Genomic DNA, 19,240 nt, shown 5'->3' with positions numbered 1-19,240 from the left:
CGATCCACAGAGTGTCTCATTAAATTATCCCCCATGCCCGAAACCTCCCCCTGCCGGTCATTTCGCGTAGGTTTAGCTCCTCGACGAGGCGCAGAGCGGCACGGGGTGTGATGCTAAGTTCGGCGGCGATCATGCCAGCCGAAACCAGGGGCCTGGCCAGCACCAGCTCGATGAGTCCTGGTAAATTAGACGAGGCCCGCCTGCCCATAAGCCGCCTTTCCATCATCTGCCGTGCCAGCATCAGCCGGTCATGCTCCCTAAAACCAAGCTCGACACCGGCCATCAGCCCGTCGAGACTGGACATGAGCCGGGTTTCAAAACTGCTATGACGTCGCCGTTCGACGCGAATGGTTTTCAGACCGGCGTTAAAGGCGAGAAGATGCGCCTGACTTGTCAGGCCTTCGCGCCGGAGCAATGAGGCGGCCAGCAGACGGCCCAGCCACGGCGCCCGCTGCAAGACCGCCAGTTCGTTCCAGGCATCGAGCGCCAGGATGGCCTGCAGCACCGGCGGCAGATCGCGGATCGACCGCAACACGGTTCGCCATTGCTCTAACCGTTCGTCCTCATCCCAGTCGGGATCGCGGATCAGCGGGTCTGCCTCGGCCTTCGGCAACCGCTGCGGCTGTCTCGCTTTCGCGAGAACGTCTTCGGACCGTGCCAGAACCGCGTCGATGGCGTCGAGATCGACACCGGGCAGGTCGAGCCCGTCATCCAGACGATTGTTTCTCCCCTCCCCGTCCCGACCCGGCCGATCGACGGCCACATCGTAATCTGCAGCACTCTCACCCTCCGCGACGATGCCATCATTAGCAAAAGAGGGTGCCGGTCCCGCCTGCCGCAAACTGCGCAAGCCGTTCGCACTCAGCGCCCAGTCTGGCGACTGCGCGACAATGCGCAGTCGGGTCTTCAACACGTCCCGGGCAATGGTCAGTTGGTGGCTCGGTGAGCGAATATCGCGGGCCGCCTCGTGCAGGACGAGATCTTCCATCTCGACCAGTTCGCCATCGAGCCACAACGAGGCGCAGGCATCGGCAAAATGCAAACGTTCAATCAGGCCTTTGCCGACCGGCGAATGAGCAAGGCGCTCATCGAGACGCGCCAAAGCTGCACCGGCGCGCGCCAGCGGCTGCAACAGGGACTTCAGAGGCAATTGGTCGAGATCGTAACGCATTGAATTTATGGTAAACAAATTCTCAAACGGACACCAGTGCTTATTTATTGTCCGGCACTATGGATACTTCTGGGTTGGGCTTATAACCTCCGATAAGTATAGGTTATCGGAGGTGATATGTACGAGGCACTTGTACGTGCTGTAAAACAATGGTATCAATGGCGTACGACCAATTTCGGAGGTCCCGATGCCCCAGACGCGCTACAAGATCAGCGAAGCCCGCAAGAATTTCGCCGAAGTCCTCGATCGCGCCAACCAGGGCGAAGAGATCGTCATCATGCGTGGCAACGAAGTTTACGCCCGCATCGGTCCAGCAGCGGACGGTGGCAAGCGCCCTTTTGGCCTGTTGCGCCATCGTGGCCTGCCCGACAACCTGTTCGATACAGTTGATGCAGAGCAGGCGGCGATCGATGCCGGAGACTGGAATGATGATACCGGCGTCTGGCAAGGCAAATCCAACAATAGCGAAAACACGCAATGAAAATCCTGCTCGACAGCCACGCCGTCTACTGGTGGACAATCGGTAGTGATCGCCTGTCCACGAAGGCACGATCGCTGATCGAGGACAAGGCAAATGCTATCCTCGTCAGTGCGGTCACGTTCTATGAGCTGGACAACAAGATGCGCCTGAACAAGCTTGATCTCAAGCCCCAGGAACTGCGGGCAGCCGTCACGGAAAGCGGCCTGCAAACACTAGCCATCACCGATCTGCATGCCGAACTTGCAGCAAATTTTGATTGGGAACATCGCGATCCGTGGGACCGGATTCTTGCCGCTCAGGCGCGGCTTGAGCACTGCACTTTCATCTCGACGGATCCGGCGTTCGACGCGATTCTGCATGAGCGCATCTGGTAAGGGCAGTGGCGGTGAAGGTATTCGTGGACATTGCCGAGGCGGCGGAGCGATTTGACGAACTGATTGACTTCGTTTTGCGCGATGACGAGGTTGTCATCTGTCGAGCTGGCGATCCTATTGCCGCGATCGTGCCAATTTCGCAGAACGGCCAGGGCACATGGGATGAAGTCTGGGCGCTGGCGCTTAAGGGAAGGCCTGCAAACACGCACCAGACTTCGAACCACGATGAACTCTATGACGAGAACGGACTGCCGAAATGAGCAGCTCGTCGTCAGGTTCGATTGAAAAACGCACCGGGACTTTAGATACGATAGCGGCTGTTCTGCCGCTGAACCGCCGCGACAGGCTCGCCGGGCTATTGACCGATCAGGATATCGAAACCCTGCGCCACCTGGTCAATGAAGGCATGGGCGAAAACACCCTGCGCGCGCTGACTTCGGATCTGGCCTATCTCGAAGCCTGGTCGATGGCTGCAACCGGCAGCCCCCTGCCCTTCCCCTCGACCGAAGCCCTGTTGCTGAAATTCGTTGCCCATCATCTCTGGCGGCCGCAGCAGCGCGAGCTCGAACCCGATCACGGCATGCCGGCCGACGTGGAAGAGGAATTGCGCCAACAAGGCTTTCTGCGCGTGTCGGGGCCACATGCACCGGCTACCGTCCGCCGCCGCCTGGCCAACTGGTCGACGCTGACCCGCTGGCGCGGGCTGGAAGGCGCGTTCTCGTCACTGTCCATCAAATCGGCAATCCGGCTTGCGGTGCGCGCCCTGAACCAGCCGCGCAGCCGCAAGAGTGCCAGTGCCATCACCGGCGATATTCTGGGCAAGTTACTGGCGACGTGTTCATGCGAGGATCTCACCGCATTGCGGGATCGGGCCATTCTGATGGTGGCCTTTGCCTCGGGCGGTCGCCGGCGCAGCGAAGTGGCCGGATTGCGCATAGAACAGCTTGTCAAACAGACACCTGTCACCGATGAAGACGGCCCTCCCCTCCCCTCGCTCGGCATTCATCTTGGGCGCACCAAAACCAGTGGCGCGGATCACGATGAAATCGTCTATCTGTCCGGGCGTCCTGTCGAAGCCCTCACGCGCTGGCTGGAAGCAGCAAAAATCGACAAGGGCAGCGTGTTTCGAAAAGTTGATCGCTGGGGCAATGTTTCGGCGCGCGCACTCGAACCGAGCGCCATCAACGCGATCGTCAAAAAGCGAGCTGAGATGGCCGGCCTCGACGCGAGAGAATTCTCGGCACACGGCTTACGTTCAGGCTATCTCACCGAAGCCGCCAATCGCGGCATTTCCCTGCCAGAGGCCATGGAACAATCGCGTCATCGCTCCGTGCAGCAGGCATCAAGCTATTACAACAATGCCAAACGGCGCAGCGGCCGGGCATCAAGATTGCTTTGATGCATTATTCTTCAAATAGGTTGTCGGTGACTACTTCAGAAAATGCGATGGTTATTGATAAGATTGAACAGCAATTTTCGCATTCATCATTTCACTGATCGGCTTCCATTCAGCACGCATGCAACAAGGCACGACCTGACTTTGGATTTTATGTTCTCTGAGCGCTGGAACCTCACGCTTCACGGCGCTTCTTTAAAAAGACTACCGCAAGCAGTGGTGTTCCGCACAAGATCGTCGCTGATTAAAGCAGAGTCAATTTGGCTGGAAATCCACTCTTAGAACACATTCGGAAAAGTGCCGAACTGATTTCAGATCAAAACGCGCTCTTAAACCTGGCGCTCATGAATTAATTTGCAGCATATTTTTCGTTAGTTTCAATTGCCTGGATGTCATTGAAAAAGTGCAAGCAATCCGTCAGACAGTGCCCCTCGCCATATAATGTAATCATGACCGCCTGAATATTCTTGATAGTTAGTCGGGACTCCCTTTGCCTGCAAAACATCGCGCAAGTGCCTATTGGTTTCCAATATCGACATAGTGCCCCCGCTGTGCCCTGTTTCAAACAGACCCGCAGACATAAATACACGTAGCGGCGGCTTATCGACATTTGCAATCCGGTAAGCCATATACTCAGTTCGGTCAGGTGGCGTGCCTTCAGGGCTCCACCAGAAAGAACCAGACATGCTCAGAACATTGCCAAAAGTATGCGGATGGGCAAGTGCAACTGTCATGGACGCCAAACCACCATAGCTTGATCCTGCTAAAACAGTTCGCTCTGCGCGATGCTTGATTTGCGTCCTTTTCAGCACTTCTGGCAAAACGTCTTCAGCCATGAAATCCGCGAAATCACTATTTCCGGGCAGCTCTTTTGCACGCGTATTGCTATCAGGATTGGATACAAAAACGGCAACCGTTTGCGGGATAAGTTTCTCAGCAATCATATTGTCGAGAATAAGCGGCGCCGGAACTTTGGTTTGATACTCAACCCCGTCGAAAACGAATAACAGAATTGTATCATTGCGACTGGCGTCGAAATCAGCTGGGCGATAAATTGTTATTCTGCGGGTATTTCCGAGCTGTTTGCTTTCAAAATCAAAGTTTTCCAACGTGCCCTTGGGGTTGCCTTGCGGCTTGATGAGATGTTGTTCCTGGGTACTTTCTGTTTCAAATACCGAATCCTGATTAAAGGCATCGGGTGCATTTTCTGGAATTGGATGGAGGTTAAACGGGTCTGCTTTCGCCGTCGCAAGGATCGCCACACGTTTTTCACGCGCAGTTCCGGGAATTATCGGAACATCGACCGCGATTTGATAAGAAAGCCGCGTATCAGCGGGGACAATAAAGCTTTTAAACCACACATCAGAAGCACTCAGTCGCTGCATTTCTTCATGTTCACCAGTGGGCGCTCCAAAGATACGTGCATTGTTGCGCGCTCCTCGGACAAGAAATGTCATAATTTTCTGGCCATCCTGACCATCTTCAAAAAGTGGTGTACCGCTCTTCTTGATGTCCCGCCAGAATGTCTCCGTTGAACTGCCTTTTGACATGCCATCAGCAAGTTTCTGGATTGCCGGGCTTATCAGCACTTGGGTTTCATTGAGCTTCTGCTGCTCGATTTCTGCAACATGAATCTTCTTATCTATAGACAGGCGAAAATCACCCGCTGTCAAAACAGACAATTTGAAACGGAGCCCCTCCTCTGCAACAAACCGAAAACTCCGTTCGCCGCTCGCCTGCGACGCAAGCCTCCTGACGTGATGCCCCTTTTTATCCAGTAAGTTGAGATCATAAATACCCTTCTCGCTATGCAGGCTGGCAACAACATAATCTCCTGCATCTGCGTCGATTGTCAGCTCTCTCGCTGTCCCAGCGTTGAGGTATGTCTCCGCCAGCAGTACGTCCTGCGAAGCATTCGCTGTTGTTATGACCGACGTGATGAACATGATCGTCGCCACGATAGAGATAAGGGACTGCTGCGATATCAAGACTACCAGGCCTTTTTCAGAGTTGCGATGAGGCTGCGACCTTCACCGTAGAAACACGCATAAGCATTCGCACAGGAGGCCACATAGTTTTTGTCGCCAAGGTTTTTCGCATTTACTTGCAAAGAAAGGCCTTCCAGCTCAGTTTTCAGCGCACCAAAGTCATAGCTGACCATGGCATCGACGAGCATCACAGATGGCACTTCAAAACTATTGGCATTGTTGCCCCAACTCTTGCCGATATAACGGACACCAGCACCAACCTTCAAACCTTCGAGATGTGTACCGACAAAGTCATAAGTTCCCCACAAAGCAGCCTGATGTTCCGGGATACGTGCAGGCGTCATGTTCACTTCGCTTGCCGTTACCGACTCTTCGATTTTTGACCGCGTATACGCATAGCTTGCAATTAGTGACAGGTTGGCTGTTACATCGCCACGCGCAGAGAGTTCGATGCCGTGATTGTGTATCTTGCCAATTTGCGAATAGACAGTTTGGCCGAGCGTACTATCCCACGCGCCACTCACTACATCATTTTGCTTAAGGTCATAATAGGCTGCGGTCAGCAAAATATTGCTACCTTCCGGTGCATATTTCACGCCAACTTCAAGCTGACTGGCCGTTGTTGGATCAAAAGCGGGCTCACCAGCCAATGGAGAATAGAGAGCCGGATCGAAAGACGTTGAATAGCTGATATAGGGCGCAATGCCGTTATCGAAGGAATAAAGCGCGCCAACACGCCAAGTAAGTGCCTTATCGTCATAAGACTGATCATTGCCATTTAGCCGATCATCAATCTCAGTGCTCGCCCAGTCATAACGTAACCCGGCCAGAAGATTAAGTCCGCCGATCTGCACCTGATCCTGAAGGTAAATACCCGTCTGGCGCGCTGTGAGATGTTCCAGGCTATTTGTAACAAGCTCAACAGAGTCATAATCGAACCCGCCATATTGAGGATCCGTGAGCGAAATAGAGGGTACGGATGCCCTACCCCAGCGATAGTCGCGCACACGATATCGTACATCTACTCCGGCGAGCATAGTATGTTCGAATGCTCCAGTATCAAATTTTGCCTCAAGCTGGCTGTCAGATGTAAATTGTTTCCACTTGTCCGTGCCACCCGAGGCTGAACGAGTGATCGTTGTCGCATATCCAGTCACAGGATCAGCAGTGGCTGAGCCCCAGATAAGCGAGCGATGAGACATATTCATCTCATAATACCTCGCCCTTTGCCGGAAGGTAAATGTGTCATTCAGTGTCTGTTCAAGCTCGGCACCAATCCATGCCTGCTCGCGGCTGAAGTGCTCGTAATTCGGATCGGACACGAAGAAATCGCGGGGAACGTAGCCATAACCTTCGATCGACGTCAAGGTGCCAGCTGCGTCCAGGAAGTTGCGGAATCCCGCATGCGGTTCATTCTGATAGCCACCCAAAACTGTGAGTTTTGTATCCGCATCCGGCGACCAGGTAAGCGAAGGGGCGATCGCATATCCACGCTTCTTGGTGTAATTCTCTTGCAGATCCGTGCTTAGCCCAGTGGCTACAATACGATAAGATAAAGCATCACTTCCAGGAACTTTATCGCTGATATCAATCGAGGCGCTGACATGTTTATTTGTGCCGGCAGAAACTTCGATCTCACGTAATGGTCCATCTGTTGGCTTCTTCGAAACCATATTCAGAATACCGCCAGGATTGGCCTGACCATACAGAACCGATGATGGGCCGGAAATCAACTCGACGCGTTCCAGCAAATAGGGGTTGATCTGCGCGTAAGACAGCTCGCCGGAAAGGAACATGCCATCAAGGTAGCGTGGAATATAATAGAACCCACGCGCGAAGACTTCATCTCTCAGATTAGAAGCACCGCGATATTCGGTGAACACACCGGGAGTATAACGGAGGGCTTCCGCAACCGACTGAACGCTCTGGTCCTGCATCTGGTCTTTGGTGACCACCGCAATAGATTGCGGAGTACGTTCAATCGGTGTGTCTGTTTTTGTCGCCGTCAAACTTTGACGCGCGACATATCCCTGAACCGGGCCGTCGCCCCTCTCCCCGCCTCGACCTTTCACTTCGATAACGTTCAACTTTATAGTCGCAGCAGCCTCTTCTGCGAAAGCTTCGCCATATTCAGCCGGCTGCAAAGCAGCGAAAATTAAGGTGCTGGCGGCTGTCAATAGAAGAAGCCGAACTTGACGAAGAGAACGAATATCTGGGCGCAAAACGAGCAACATCGACGACTCCTGCTGCGATGCGGTTCACATGCAGCTTAAACTTGATTGACGTACTCATCTATATGGCTAGAATTACGCGTGTCGATTAAAATCACTTCGTCAAAAGCGGCAAAAACCTACGCTAAAAAGGCGGCGTTTAATTGCCGAGACCAGAACACTATGAATACACGACCAAATATACCGCAGCAAATTTTCGTTGGAGCGACGCAGGGAACCCCTAGTTGCACGCCGGATTCGAATGTTTATGAGGTTTGGCCGAAACTCCTCGTAATGGTCCTTCTGAACGGCTCACAACATTTCGAGATGGACGGTGTTCGCTTTGACATAACCGCAGGGGATGGGGAAAGTTCAACGCCCATTGTCTTTATGCTCAATGTAGCTGACTTCTGCTCCTTGCGGTTTTTCAATGAAAGTTCTGTTCCATTAAATAAGGTTCAAATATCAGTTCCGCGGCCGTGGATCGAAACACTGCTCAATACAAATCCGGAAGAAATGCCAAAGCTAAAGCATTTTTTGGGCGGGCATCTGAATACATTTGAATTCACGCCGGGTGAGAAAATTACCCAAGCGGTAGCACAAATGCTTAATCCTCCGCCATCAGTCGAGAGGGAATTGCAGACGCTGCATCGCCGCTCTCTCGGAATGGATATTCTTTACACTGCCTGTGCAAACCTGCTGGCTGAGACCGGGCGAAATTTCCAAGAAAAGCCCTCGCAAAATATCGGAAAAAGGCGCCAGGCCGAGAATATTCGCGATCATATCCTAGCCAGTATCAATCAGGAATTGACCATCACCGGCATTGCCCGTGCATTACATTCTAATGTTTCGACTATTCAACGAACGTTCAAAGACCATTACGGGATGACGGTATTTCACTTTATCCGTAATGAAAGGCTCGAACGCGCCCGCTCCGCACTTGAAACGCAAGGCATGTCTGTTTCTCAGGTTGCCTATATGTGTGGGTATGAAAACCCGGCCAGTTTTGCGACCGCGTTCAGAAAGCTTTATGGCATAACACCGAAACAGTTACGGATTGCGTGCGGATAAAAACTTGGACTGGTTTATGGCACAAAGCCTAGATTTTCTGATATTTGATTGGGCTAAGAGCACAAAGTGATATATTGCCGTTCAACTCAGTCAGCTGGAAGCGCGCGTGGCGCAAGGCGGGCAGAAAAAGAATGGGTATATGTCCCGCGAACCCTCCATTGAGGGCGTCAACGTTGTATGACACAGCACTCACAGCAGAATTTCCTAAATTCGATCCTGAAATTAGGTTGCTCGACGACTTTAAGAACGCAGCAAACCGTACAAACCTGTTATCGGTGTAATCGCCAGAAGGCTTGTAAATATTGCAAACGCACTCCTCAAATCAGGCTCGGTTTGGAGAAATCAGCCTGCCGCCGAAACACAGTTGCCAGGGTTATGTTCCGAGGCATCATCGTGATAGATAGCGAGCCCTTCTTCTGTTAGGCAGTATTGTGTAGGATGCACCGAAACGATCCTGACAAGTTCTTTTTTCAACAATTGTCGCAGCGTCGAATGTGCGCTCGACAGATTAATTGTCTGCCTTGTTGCGGAAGGCAATTCCGCAATCTCACTTGGTAAAACAGGTCGCTTTTTATTCCCAACTCTAACAGAAGTCATTCGGGTTGCCCGACGCCATCAGCTCAGCGCTTATGATGCCGCTTATCTGGCTCTCACTCTCACCGAGGGTCTGCCCCTGGCCACGCTTGACCGTAAACTTGCAGGCGCAGCCCGTGCGGAAAGGGCGATTGTTCTGGGCTCGCTCGCCCATGGTCACTGACAGCCATCAAACACAAACACTATTGCGCGCGGAGGCACTCGATACGATCGCGGCTGTCTTGCCGATGAACCGCCGCGATATGCTGGCCGAAATTTTGACGGATCAGGACGTCGAGACTTTGCACCATCTGGTCAATAAAGGCATGGGCGAAAACACCCTGCGTGCGCTGACCTCGGATCTGGCCTATCTCGAAGCTTGGGCAATGGTCGTAACCGGCAGTCCCCTCCCCTTTCCGGCGCCCGAAACGCTGCTGCTGAAATTCATCGCCCCTCATCTCTGGCGGCCGCAGCAGCGCGAGATCGACCCCGATCATGGCATGCCAGTCGGTGTCGAACACCAATTGCGCGCGCAAGGCTTTCTGCGCGTGTCCGGACCGCATGCGCCGGCTACCGTGCGTCGGCGTCTGGCGAACTGGTCGACATTGACGCGCTGGCGGGGGCTCGAAGGGCCGTTTTCGTCACCTCCCGTCAAATCGACGATCCGGTTAGCCGTCCGGGCCACCAACCGGCCCAGAGCCCGCAAGAGTGCCAATGCCATCACTGGCGATATTCTGGGCAAACTTCTGGCAACCTGTTCCGGTGAGGATTTGACCGCCCTGCGCGATCAAGCCATCCTGATGGTGGCCTTTGCCTCCGATGGGCGTCGCCGCAGCGAAGTTGCCAGCTTGCGAACAGAACAGCTCGTCAAACAGACGCCTGTCACCGATGAGAGCGGCTCTCCCCTCCCCTCGCTCGGCATTCATCTCGGGCGAACCAAAACCAGTGGCGCCGATCACGATGAAATCGTCTATCTGACCGGGCGACTCGTCGACGCCCTCACGCGGTGGCTCGAAGCAGCGCGGATCGACAAGGGCAGCGTGTTTCGCAAGATTGATCGCTGGGGCAATGTTTCCGCGCGGGCGCTCGAACCCATTGCTATAAACCGGATCGTCAAGCAGCGCGCGCAAATGGCAGGTCTTGATGCCACAGAAATCTCCGCCTACGGCCTGCGCTCCGGCTACCTCACAGAAGCGGCCAATCGCGGCATTCCTCTACCCGAGGCTATGGTACAATCGCGTCATCGCTCTGTCCAGCAGGCTTTTGACTATTACAATAATGCAGAACGCAGATCAGGAAAGGCCGCAAGGCTGATTTCATAAAGTTCATCTGGGGCAAATGTAAGTTATCACCCCCGGAGCAATAGTCTTGACCCACGGTTGGCTATTGCCATTTTTAACCTTGTGCAGCACGTCTCCAGGCGCTCAATATAGGACTATACTGATCTGTAGAATCAATTAGATGCTCAGCATTTGATCGCTCCGCTCGGAGTGTTTGCGTAAATATAAGGGATAGAGTTTTATGAAAGAACTTGGGAAACTAATTTCAGCAGCGCTTGTGATTACGGCTTTCAATAGTACTGCATTAACACAAAGTTTTTCGAAGACATTAGTTTATTGCTCCGAAGCATCTCCAGAAAATTTTGACGCCGCACAAACCACCTCAGGTGCCGTGTATGATGCATCAGCACGCAATATTGCGAACACTCTTATTAAAATAAAGCGTGGTTCGACCGAGCTTGAGCCAGGCCTCGCGGAAAGCTGGGACGTTTCTCAAGACGGCAAAGAATATACATTCCATTTGCGAAAAGGCGTGAAGTTTCACACGACAGATTTCTTCACACCGACGCGTGAGTTCAGTTCCGATGACGTAGTATTCACTTTTGAGCGTCAGGGCGATGAAAAGAACCCCTATTATAATCAGGGTACTTGGCCACAGTTCGGCGCTTATTCTTTCCCTTCGCTGATCGAGAAGATTGAAAAGATTGACGACAACACCGTCAAGTTTGTACTCTCACAGCCTGAAGCAACCTTCATCTCAACACTTTCGCTGACGTTCTCTGCAATTCAGTCAAAGGAATATGCGGATAAACTCGTTGCTGAAGGCCGATTGGAAGATTTCAGTCAGCAACCGGTTGGAACGGGCCCTTATCAGTTTGTCGCCTATCAGAAAGACAGCGCCATACGTTACAAAGCCAATCCAGATTATTGGGGCGGCCGTCAGAAGATTGATAATCTTATCTTCGCGATAACACCGGACGCGGCAGTCCGGCATCAGAAACTGAAAACAGGCGAGTGCCACGTCATCGCCGCTCCCAATCCGGCCGATATTGCGGAAATGAAGCAGGATCCTTCCATATCGATGCTGAGCAAAGATGGATTGAACCTCTCATTTCTTGCTTACAACACACAGCAAAAGCCATTTGATGATGTCCGCGTGCGAAAAGCACTCAATATGGCCGTCAACAAGCCCGCAATCATCGAGGCCGTCTATAACGGCTCGGCTATTGTTTCTGTAAACCCACTCCCGCCTTCAGTCTGGGGCTATAACAAGGACGTCAAGGATGATCCTTATGATCCAGAGCAGGCGCGCAAATTGCTGGAAGAAGCAGGCGTTAAAGACCTTAAAATGAAAATCTGGGCCATGCCTGTGCAGCGCCCTTATATGCCAAATGCGCGCCGGGCTGCCGAACTGATACAATCAGATTTTGCAAAAGCGGGTGTTAACGCGGAAATCATTACCTATGACTGGGGTGAATATCTCAAGCGCTCGCTGGAAAAAGACCGTGACGGCGCAGTTATGCTGGGCTGGACCGGCGGCATTGCGGACCCCGACAACTTTCTGGCGGCTCTCCTTGGCTGTCAGGCTGTCGGCAGTGCAAATCGCGCGAACTGGTGCAATGAAGAGTTTGAAAAACTGATCCGCGCTGCCAAACTAACCACCGATCAGGCCGAACGCACAAAGTTCTATGAGCAGGCACAGGTCATATTCAAGGAGCAAGCTCCATGGCTGACGATTGCGCATCAGGTAGTAGAGCAACCTGTAAGCACTAAAGTTAAAGACTTCAAAATCGATCCCTTTGGTGGCTATCTCTTTGAAGACGTCGACATCGATGAATAAAACCATATGAATCTGGTCGGATAACAAGCCGGACATAATCGGGTTGCGGGTTTATCATCGCCCGCAACTCTAACAATTAAGAGACATTTTCTGAGCCTTAAATCGGCTCAATGCCTAAGAAGATTTGCTATGAACATCACAGAACGTTTTTTGAACTACACGCGTATTAACACCACAGCCGTTCCCAATGCCGGCAAGCTTCCCTCAAGCGAAGGCCAGACACAGCTTGCAACTCTTCTTGCAGGTGAAATGCGCGTTCTGGGACTTGATGTTGAAGAGCATGATCATTCTATTGTGGTGGGCACATTAGCGGCCAATGTATCAACGGAAAATCATAATTTCCCAACGATCGCATGGGTTGCGCATCTTGATACGTCTGCAGAATATGCGACCGACACACATGCACACATTGTCGAATATAACGGCGGTGACATTGTTCTTAACGAAGCAACCAACGCTGTCATGCGGGCGTCCGAGTTTCCGGAACTTCTCGACTATGTCGGTGATCGCATCATTGTAACGGATGGCGCAAGCCTGCTCGGCGCTGACAATAAGTCTGCTATCGCTGAAATTATGGATGCCGTTCAGTATCTCACCAATCATCCCGAAATCGAACATGGCCCGGTAAAAGTCGTTTTTGTACCCGATGAAGAAATTGGGCTGCTTGGTGCCAAAGCACTTGACACATCATCGTTGAATGCAGATTTCGCATATACGCTTGATTGCTGCGCTATCGGCGAAATCGTCTATGAAAACTGGAACGCGGGAGAATTCCGTATCAGTTTTACCGGCCAGCCTGCGCATCCAATGTCGGCCAAGGGCAAGCTGCGCAACTCTATTCTCCACGCACAGCAGTTCATTGCTATGCTGCCCGGCGGTGAGCGTCCTGAATATACCGAAGGCACCGAAGGCTATTACTGGGTAAAGGGAATTGAAGGCACCGTCGCAAAGACCACTCTCACAATAGATATTCGCGACTTTACCAGCGATGGATTTGAAAAGCGGCGACAGTTCATCGAGAATTTAGCTGCCAGCTTCAATCAGTTGTCTGGCGAAGACATAGTCGGTTTTGACTACAAGCCCGTCTATCGTAACGTTGCAGAAAGCCTTCAGGGCGAAAATCGCTACCCGGTTGAACTCGCTTTAAGCGCGATGAAGACTATTGGGGTTGAACCAAAGTCCATTCCGATGCGGGGCGGCTATGACGGTGCCGTCCTTTCTGAAAAGGGTGTCCCTTGCCCCAATCTCTTCTGCGGCGCCCATAATTTCCACTCAATCTACGAATTTCTTCCGGAGAACTCCCTGAAGACGGCCTCGAAAATGGTGGTTGAAATTATAAAGAGCGCTAGGAAGCACACTTAATCCATCACCCATAAACAAACTGGCTACCACGGCTGACTTATTTTGTGCGCAGCCGTGGTATCACGCTAACTGCATAACTGGCATTTTAACTGATGTTCAACAAAGCTAATATTGACGGGCCAGAAAGGGCTTAGGCAGCTAAACCACCTATTATTGACTATCCGTCAGAACTCACAGATCGCCGCCATCTTGCACAACATGCCGATGCTTATCGAAGCGTATTGATTTCAGGCCGCAAATCAGTATGTCAGTCGGCCAGGACGACTGGAATCGCCCGAGTTTCCAGTCTATCGGGCAGATTTCGGCAAGTTTCGGTGGACTGTGTTTTGCAATCGCGCGCGTGCACTCCTACGCTCTGATCGCATGTTTATTACGCGCTGCTGCGATAATTCCCTTCCGGGTCAATGTCTTGCCCTCCCCTTCCCCCCAAACTGCTGGACTTTCCGCAATTTTCGCCAGAATAAGCCGCTGAGGCGTAATAGGGTGTCGTTATGCACCGCCCCTCCAACTGCTTTGACTTTCTAGCAGAATTTTTACAGCAGGGCAGCGAGTACGCAAGAATAAGACTATTTCTGCAAGAATTTGCAAGAATTGATTAGAATTGATTAGTAGAACTGGGATTGAATAGCCTTTAGTCTGCCACATAATTTCGCGGGGGAAATTTTTTCTCGACATAACCAATACGAGCCGGATGAAAACTCAAACGGCGTCGGCGACCAGTCAGGGGCCTCATTTATGCGCTTGTCACGAAAAGCAAAACTGTTTTCTACAGCCTCATTCTCCAGCTTTGTGGTCTTGAGTTCGGCGACATTCGCGGTTACGCCTGCCATTGCGCAAAGTGTTTGGACCGGCACCGGCTCATCTGACTGGTTTGACAGCGTAAATTGGCAGGATGGAGCTGTGCCAGACAGCCAAGACAGCGTCAGCATCGACACGTCTCTGCCTTATCCCGTCGTGATCAGCGGAAGTGTTGCCTCAAGCCTTCTTGTGGACATCGGCGTGTCGAATCCCACAGCGGCGGGTGTGGTCACTGTTACCGGTTCCAGTTCCCGATGGGAGATTACGAACCAGCTTAATGTCGGCAATCTGGGCAGCGGTAAGCTTGCGATTGAGGACGGAGCGGCAGTCAACAGCAACGAAGGCGCTCTCGGACTGTTCGAAAGTGGCGAGGGCACTGTTGAGGTCAGTGGCATGGGGTCAAGCTGGACCATGAACGGCGACCTTTATATCGGCAGAGAAGGCAGCGGTACGCTGACGATTGCGGGTAGCGGCGTGGCCTCGAGTATGCGGGGCGTTGTTGGTTACTTTGCCGGATCAATGGGTACTGTCACCGTGACCGGACAAAACTCCAGCTGGACGATTAACGACATATTGCAGGTCGGCCGAGCAGGTACAGGTGAACTTCTCATTGCAGATGGCGGTAGCATCAGATCTGGATATGGATCGGTTGGTTCTGAGACTAGCAATGCTGCGGGCAATGCGACAGTGACAGGTAGAGGTTCGTCTTGGATCATTGACGATATGCTATATGTTGGTCGTTTCGGAAACGGTGATTTGCTTGTTGCCGAGGGCGGCGTGGTTTCCTCTGGCTTTGGAAGGATCGGGGAGGGTTCGAACTCCAATGGGATTGCTGTCATCGACGGTCCGAACGCGCGATGGGAGAATGCTGGTGAGCTGGTTGTGGGAGTGGCTGGTTCCGCCTCGCTCATTGTCAAGAATGGCGGTGTGTTATCTGCCCATAGCATAACCGTAGCGCAACTGGGTTGGGGAACGGGTACGCTCGCGATTGGCGCTGATGCGGATTCCCCTGCGGCCGCGCCCGGTACCGTCGACTCATCCACCATCACCCTTGGTAACGGCAATGGCACCATTGTTTTCAATCATACAGCGAATGATTACGTGTTTGCTCCGGCGATCAGCGGCAACGGAACAGTCAATACGGTTTCAGGCCGCACCAGTCTGACGGGGGCGAACACCTATACCGGCGGCACTACGATATCGGGTGGAACAGTCGTCGCCAATCACGAAACAGACGGCGTCATCGATGCACTCGGCACTGGCCTGATTACGCTTAGCGGCGGACGACTACACTCTGCTCTGGGAAGCTCCACAATCAACAGCTATCTGGTTGCGGCCGGCAAAACGGGCACGATCAGTACTGCAACAGGCACAGAACTCTGGCTCAATGGCGGATCGGGTCAAGAATTCTCACTTCAGGGCAATCTGGTGATCGGAGCGGTTGACGGAGCAGGTGACGTTATCATGGACGTCATCGGCACTCCGACAGCCCAAGATGCAACTATAACAGTTGCCTTTGGCCGCCTTATTGATGGAAATAGCTCGCTGGGTATTCTCACGAGCATCGCAGGGGCGACACGCGTTGCCACAGGCGCAACAATCGATTTCTCCGGCCATGGTGGGGCAATTCGCAACTTACAGGACGCAACGCCGGGAAATGGCGGTACGGTCTCGTGGGGTAACGACCTATTGCGCGTATATGGCGGCAGTTTTTCCGGCCAATTCGTGAATTCACTGGGTGGTGAACTCGTTAAGGTCAGTACGGATACTCTCCTCCTCAATGGCAACAACTCAAGCTTTACGGGTACCACCACAGTCGCAGATGGAAAGCTGATCGTTGGCGATGTCAACAACAGCAGCGCTGTCCTCGGTGGCAACATCTCCGTTTTATCCGGTGCCACTCTGGGCGGTTACGGCTCGGTCGGCGAGACGACGGCTCAATCGGGCGGTATCTTGTCGCCCGGCAATTCCATCGGCACACTGACCATCGATGGCAATCTGACGCTCGCACCTGGCTCGGTGCTTGAGATCGAAATAGCCGGCAATGGCACTTCTGATCGTGTTGATGTGGCGGGAACAGCTACAGTTTCCGGCAGCAATGTCTCGGTCAAGACCATCGATCCAGAAACCAGTTACCAGAACGGTCAGCTCTATCATATCCTGACCGCGGACGGTGGCATCAGCGGTGAATTTGCAGGCGTTGTGTCTAACTCAGCCTTTCTCGATATGAGCCTTGCCTATGACGACACAGCGGCAGACCTCAAAATCTGCTTGAAGACAGGTTGCCCAGCACCCGTTGACCCCGGCACCTCTGAGCCTGAACAGCCCTCCCCTGCCCTCTTTACGACTGTGGCCCAGACCCGCAATCAGCTCGCAACCGCTGGCGGTCTGGATACGCTGGCGCAGACAGGTTCGTCGCTTACGCTCTATAATACCCTGTTGATGCTGTCGGCCGATGAGGCGCGTGCGGCATTCGACAGCCTTTCCGGCGAGGCGTATGCTTCCGCCAAGGGCGTTTTGATCAACGACAGCCAGTTTATCCGCAACGCAGCCCTCGGTCGTCTGCAGCAGGCGTTTGGCGGCACGCCGGCAACGCCGATCAATGCGCTGTCCTATGCCGGATCGCAGAGACATGTATCGGCTTCAGCCTCGGCCATCGATACTGTGGCTCCAGCCAGCATTGCTCCAGTTCAAAATCTCTATGCCGCCTGGGGCTATGCCTATGGCGCATGGACCAGACAGGATGGCAACGGCAATGCGGGCGCTGTAAAATCATCTGTTGGCGGCTTTGTCACCGGTATTGATGGCACGGTCCTCGACACATGGCGTCTCGGCCTTCTGGCCGGCTACAGCCATTCCAGTTTTGATGTGGATGATCGCGCCTCATCGGGCAGCAGCGATAATTATACGCTCGGTGCCTATGCCGGAACCGAATGGACGCTCAATAACGGTCATGCCCTGGCATTCCGGTCCGGTCTTGCCTATACATGGCATAATGTCGACATGAACCGTTCTGTCGCCTTCCCCGGCTTTGCCGATAATCTGACCGGTGATTATGATGCGGGAAGTTTCCAGGTCTTTGGCGAACTTGGCTATAAGATCCATTCTGGCAAAGCCCTGTTCGAGCCTTATGCGGGTCTTGCCTATGTTCGCCTCAAGACCGACGGGTTTGATGAAAAGGGCCAGACCGCAGCAGCTCTATCCGTTCAGTCCGGAACGACGGATACCAGCTTCTCGACGCTCGGGTTCCGCGCATCGACAGAGTTTGTTCTGGGCAGCGTCACGGCAACGGCACGAACCGACCTTGGCTGGCGACATGCCTATGGCGATATCACGCCGGTTTCCACTGCAAGCTTCATCGGTTCGGATGCCTTCACAGTCTCCGGTCTTCCGATTGCCGAAGATGCGGCTCTCATCGAAGCGGGGCTTGATTTCAAGCTGACAGAAGATGCCACTCTCGGCATCTCCTATAACGGCCAGTTCGCATCAGGCGCCAAACAGAACGGCTTCAATGCCAAACTCAGCGTCGGTTTCTAGCTTCTGCTAACCGATGCAGAGATATTGGGAATGACAACTACGCGGCCCGAAGCACTCGGGCCGGCTTCGGTGATCGCGTATGCAACAGCAGCCATGGAACTAAACAGTTATCTATGACCGTTTCCGACCCCATGCACGAACCCGCTACGCGGGAGGGCGCATGTGGCAAGGTTTGACGTTTTAGTCTGAAGCACTGGGCAAATAGGGGTTATGGTTAGAACATGGAGTTCCTTTCAACAGGAGGAACTCGCAATGACCATATTTCACAATGATGTCCCTACCACACCACTTCGCCAGCGTATGCAGCAAGATATGGTGATGCGGGGCCTGGGATCCCATACACAGCATGATTACATTCGACATGTCCGTCGCTTTGCCGCTTTCCTCGGGCGACCTCCCGACACTGCGGATGCCGAGGATATCCGACGCTACCAACTGTACCAACATGATGATGGTGTGGGACCGGCCACAATCAACAGCACAGTTTCGGCGCTCCGCTTTCTGTTCACGGTGACGCTGAAGCGGCGGGATTTGGCGCGAATGCTGGTGATAACCCGCAATCCACGCAAACTACCCGATGTGCTGAGCATAGAGGAAGCTGCACAGTTGCTCGAGGCGGCACCAGGCATCAAATACAAGGCGGCACTCGCTGTCGCTTATGGTGCGGGCTTGCGTGTCTCCGAAGTCGCCCATCTCAAGGTCGATGATATCGATTCAACGCGCATGTTGATCCGGGTCGAGCAGGGCAAGGGACGCAAGGACCGCAATGCCATGCTTTCTCCGCAACTTCTGGAACTTTTGCGGCTATGGTGGCGCGAAGGCAAGCGGCGCGGCGTCATGCTGCCCCATGGCTGGCTGTTTCCGGGACGCAGCCGCACCGGTCCGATCTCGTCGCGACAATTGCATCGTGCGGTGCAGGAAGCCGCCGAGGTTGCCGGTATCCACAAGCGCGTCAGCCCGCATACATTACGCCACAGCTTTGCCACCCACCTTCTGGAGGACGGAACCGATATCCGGATCATTCAGGTTCTGCTCGGACACAGCAAGCTCGAGACAACCGCGCTTTACGCCAAGGTCTCCACCCGAACGATCCACGCGGTCGCGGGGCCTCTCGACCGGCTGATGGCGCTGATGGAAGGCAAGACACCCGACAGCTGAG

Annotated in this window: 13 protein-coding genes and 1 pseudogene; 11 read left to right on the top strand and 3 right to left on the bottom strand. The window is 53.3% G+C overall.

Annotated features, from left to right (window positions below):
• Window positions 1-19: 19 nt before the first annotated feature.
• The gene (locus ACSME1_RS21300; RefSeq protein ID WP_435655792.1) at window positions 20-1,180 is read right to left on the bottom strand and encodes an RHE_PE00001 family protein; all 1,161 of its coding nucleotides are present in this window, start codon (window positions 1,178-1,180) and stop codon (window positions 20-22) included.
• 178 nt (window positions 1,181-1,358) lie between these two features.
• On the opposite strand from ACSME1_RS21300, the gene ACSME1_RS21295 reads away from it, so the two are divergent.
• The 5 genes and pseudogenes from ACSME1_RS21295 to ACSME1_RS21275 all read left to right on the top strand — a co-directional run.
• Entirely contained in the window at window positions 1,359-1,652 is a 294-nt protein-coding gene (locus tag ACSME1_RS21295; RefSeq protein WP_105708629.1) for a type II toxin-antitoxin system Phd/YefM family antitoxin, read from the top strand.
• Complete coding sequence (locus ACSME1_RS21290; protein WP_105708631.1) at window positions 1,649-2,026, top strand: type II toxin-antitoxin system VapC family toxin; 378 nt, start codon at window positions 1,649-1,651, stop codon at window positions 2,024-2,026. The genes ACSME1_RS21295 and ACSME1_RS21290 overlap by 4 nt, the downstream gene beginning before the upstream one ends.
• 11 nt (window positions 2,027-2,037) lie before the next feature.
• Complete coding sequence (locus ACSME1_RS21285) at window positions 2,038-2,286, top strand: type II toxin-antitoxin system Phd/YefM family antitoxin (RefSeq protein ID WP_374844116.1); 249 nt, start codon at window positions 2,038-2,040, stop codon at window positions 2,284-2,286.
• Window positions 2,283-3,425, top strand: coding sequence for a site-specific integrase (locus tag ACSME1_RS21280; RefSeq protein ID WP_435655772.1), 1,143 nt, complete (start codon window positions 2,283-2,285; stop codon window positions 3,423-3,425). The genes ACSME1_RS21285 and ACSME1_RS21280 overlap by 4 nt, the downstream gene beginning before the upstream one ends.
• Before the next feature lie 126 nt (window positions 3,426-3,551).
• A pseudogene (locus ACSME1_RS21275) lies at window positions 3,552-3,667 on the top strand (IS6 family transposase); the annotation flags it as partial.
• A 147-nt stretch (window positions 3,668-3,814) separates the two neighbouring features.
• Here the strand turns inward: ACSME1_RS21275 and ACSME1_RS21270 are convergent.
• Complete coding sequence (locus tag ACSME1_RS21270) at window positions 3,815-5,368, bottom strand: alpha/beta hydrolase-fold protein (RefSeq protein WP_435655771.1); 1,554 nt, start codon at window positions 5,366-5,368, stop codon at window positions 3,815-3,817.
• Window positions 5,369-5,412: 44 nt separating this feature from the next.
• Window positions 5,413-7,644, bottom strand: coding sequence for a TonB-dependent siderophore receptor (locus tag ACSME1_RS21265; protein WP_435655770.1), 2,232 nt, complete (start codon window positions 7,642-7,644; stop codon window positions 5,413-5,415).
• A gap of 78 nt (window positions 7,645-7,722) precedes the next feature.
• Between ACSME1_RS21265 and ACSME1_RS21260 the strand changes: the two genes are divergently transcribed.
• The 6 genes from ACSME1_RS21260 (at window position 7,723) to ACSME1_RS21235 (ending at window position 19,239) form a co-directional block, all read left to right on the top strand.
• The gene (locus ACSME1_RS21260) at window positions 7,723-8,691 is read left to right on the top strand and encodes a helix-turn-helix transcriptional regulator (RefSeq protein WP_435655769.1); all 969 of its coding nucleotides are present in this window, start codon (window positions 7,723-7,725) and stop codon (window positions 8,689-8,691) included.
• A gap of 746 nt (window positions 8,692-9,437) precedes the next feature.
• Complete coding sequence (locus tag ACSME1_RS21255) at window positions 9,438-10,586, top strand: tyrosine-type recombinase/integrase (protein ID WP_435655768.1); 1,149 nt, start codon at window positions 9,438-9,440, stop codon at window positions 10,584-10,586.
• A gap of 199 nt (window positions 10,587-10,785) precedes the next feature.
• Window positions 10,786-12,384 carry an ABC transporter substrate-binding protein gene (locus ACSME1_RS21250; protein ID WP_435655767.1) on the top strand — a complete coding sequence of 533 codons (1,599 nt, stop codon included), beginning with the start codon at window positions 10,786-10,788 and terminating at the stop codon, window positions 12,382-12,384.
• A 129-nt stretch (window positions 12,385-12,513) separates the two neighbouring features.
• Window positions 12,514-13,746: a peptidase T gene (gene pepT / locus ACSME1_RS21245; protein ID WP_435655766.1), complete on the top strand. Its 1,233-nt coding sequence runs from the start codon at window positions 12,514-12,516 to the stop codon at window positions 13,744-13,746.
• Between the two features lie 735 nt (window positions 13,747-14,481).
• On the top strand, window positions 14,482-18,081 hold the full coding sequence (locus ACSME1_RS21240; protein WP_435655765.1) for an autotransporter domain-containing protein: 3,600 nt from the start codon (window positions 14,482-14,484) through the stop codon (window positions 18,079-18,081).
• A gap of 252 nt (window positions 18,082-18,333) precedes the next feature.
• Window positions 18,334-19,239, top strand: coding sequence for a tyrosine-type recombinase/integrase (locus ACSME1_RS21235; protein ID WP_435655518.1), 906 nt, complete (start codon window positions 18,334-18,336; stop codon window positions 19,237-19,239).
• The last annotated feature ends 1 nt before the right edge of the window (window position 19,240 follow it).

This window comes from Brucella pituitosa, assembly GCF_965577835.1.
Taxonomy (GTDB): Bacteria; Pseudomonadota; Alphaproteobacteria; order Rhizobiales; family Rhizobiaceae; genus Brucella; species Brucella pituitosa.
This window is presented reverse-complemented; position numbering and strand designations above follow the sequence as displayed.

Excerpts from the sequence above, each read along its gene's own strand:
- ACSME1_RS21270 (WP_435655771.1), bottom strand. The coding sequence starts at position 5,368 with ATGTTCATCACGTCGGTCATAACAACAGCGAATGCTTCGCAGGACGTA.
- ACSME1_RS21290 (WP_105708631.1), top strand. The coding sequence starts at position 1,649 with ATGAAAATCCTGCTCGACAGCCACGCCGTCTACTGGTGGACAATCGGT.
- ACSME1_RS21240 (WP_435655765.1), top strand. The coding sequence starts at position 14,482 with ATGCGCTTGTCACGAAAAGCAAAACTGTTTTCTACAGCCTCATTCTCC.
- ACSME1_RS21250 (WP_435655767.1), top strand. The coding sequence starts at position 10,786 with ATGAAAGAACTTGGGAAACTAATTTCAGCAGCGCTTGTGATTACGGCT.
- ACSME1_RS21255 (WP_435655768.1), top strand. The coding sequence starts at position 9,438 with ATGGTCACTGACAGCCATCAAACACAAACACTATTGCGCGCGGAGGCA.
- ACSME1_RS21295 (WP_105708629.1), top strand. The coding sequence starts at position 1,359 with ATGCCCCAGACGCGCTACAAGATCAGCGAAGCCCGCAAGAATTTCGCC.
- ACSME1_RS21265 (WP_435655770.1), bottom strand. The coding sequence starts at position 7,644 with ATGTTGCTCGTTTTGCGCCCAGATATTCGTTCTCTTCGTCAAGTTCGG.
- ACSME1_RS21235 (WP_435655518.1), top strand. The coding sequence starts at position 18,334 with ATGACCATATTTCACAATGATGTCCCTACCACACCACTTCGCCAGCGT.
- pepT (WP_435655766.1), top strand. The coding sequence starts at position 12,514 with ATGAACATCACAGAACGTTTTTTGAACTACACGCGTATTAACACCACA.
- ACSME1_RS21280 (WP_435655772.1), top strand. The coding sequence starts at position 2,283 with ATGAGCAGCTCGTCGTCAGGTTCGATTGAAAAACGCACCGGGACTTTA.